Raw genomic sequence first — 1,403 nt, 5'->3', positions numbered from 1 at the left:
TTTCGCGCGACAGCTTCGGCGAGGAGCTTGTCACAGTGAGGGCATCTGCCTGGTGGTGGCTGTGTGAAGAGGTCGAGGATGGCTTGCCTGATCGCAGGCATGGTCGGTTGCGGCGGCGGCGCTCCGATTCTTTTTTTTCCGTCCCGCTGCTTTGAGGCGGCGGGATTGAAGGAAAGCGAAGGCGATCATCGCCATCAGGCAATGTCGGTGCAAGCCTGTCCATGATCTGCCTTCGAAGTGATCTAATCCAAGCTCTTCCTTGAGTTGCTGATGTGCCTGTTCGCAGATCCATCTCGCCTTGATTGCCGCGGCAAGCGTCTTGAGTGTGGCGTCGGCGGGCAGGTTTGACAGGTAATATTTCTGCTCTCCGCTCGTGCGCCGCTCACCTACCAACCACACCTCCTGCTCCCCTGGCATGGCCTGGACACGACCGTCGCTCATACGATGCCTGTGGCCGTCTGCTACCCGGACACGGCAAGCAGCAAATAGGCAGGTTAGCTTGCCTTTTGTCCCGCGCCGCCAACTGATCTTCTGCCATTTTGCATCGGCCAGCATCCATTCGGCAGAGACGGCAACGTCATCAGGCACGTGGTATTTGCGTCTCCTGCCGGTCGCAGCTTTCGGGAATATCAGTCCAATGTCCGCCCTGTACACATTCTGTCGCCGTGACATGCCGACCGCCCATAGCAAGCCACGCTCGCTCAGCGCCTGGCGGAACGGCCCGCTCGACCCATAGCCGGCATCGGCCAGCACGCAGCCGAACCGGGCACCTGAGGCGATAACACGGTCAATTTCCTCAATGGCAATCTCTGGCTTTGTCAGGGCGATTTGGCGCTCCTGCGGAACCCGGGCCCGCTCCATACGCTCGACATCGCCCGTCCAGCTTTCGGGCAAAAAGAGGCGCAGACTTACCATCACCGGCACTTCGCGGGATGCCAGCGTCACCGAAACGAGCGACTGACAATTTGACGTTTTGCCAAGCGAAGATGCATATTGCGCCGCGACCCCGACCGAATGACTGCCCTTTTTCGGCAAAGCTGTGTCGTCGATAACCAAAAACCCGGCTTCGTGTCCCACCAGGCGGTCGGCCTCCTTGAAGAGGACTGTTTCGAGCGGCGCGCTTTCCCACACGCCGTCGGAGATAAAATGGTGAAGTTGGTCATAGCCAAACTCTCCACCTCGAGCCGCCATCGGCTGAACACTCTTGCGGTCACCGGGACCAATCAGGCCTGCAATGTACGCCGGGCAAAGCCTCATCCGCGTCTTGTGCCGTAAAGCCGCCAGAAATGGCGCGAGCCAGACCTCCAAATCCCCACGCCAATCTTCTGCCATCGCCAGCCTCCCATAAAGCTGGCTCCCTATGAATCAGGGAAATCGCTCCTTGGGAATCGAGAAATCACATT

1 protein-coding gene is annotated in these 1,403 nt (G+C 59.0%); it reads right to left on the bottom strand.

Features of this window, described 5'->3' with window-relative positions; genetic code table 11:
• Positions 1–30: 30 nt before the first annotated feature.
• Complete coding sequence (locus tag V5F77_RS28800; RefSeq protein WP_011993128.1) at positions 31–1,332, bottom strand: IS701 family transposase; 1,302 nt, start codon at positions 1,330–1,332, stop codon at positions 31–33.
• Between the last annotated feature and the right edge of the window lie 71 nt (positions 1,333–1,403).

This window comes from Roseixanthobacter psychrophilus (genome assembly GCF_043195195.1).
In the GTDB taxonomy this organism is placed as follows: Bacteria; Pseudomonadota; Alphaproteobacteria; order Rhizobiales; family Xanthobacteraceae; genus NCEH01.
The sequence above is the reverse complement of the archived record's forward strand: the minus strand, read 5'-3'. Positions and strand labels throughout refer to the sequence as shown.

Coding starts and splice junctions, on each gene's coding strand:
- V5F77_RS28800 (WP_011993128.1), bottom strand. CDS start 1,332: ATGGCAGAAGATTGGCGTGGGGATTTGGAGGTCTGGCTCGCGCCATTT.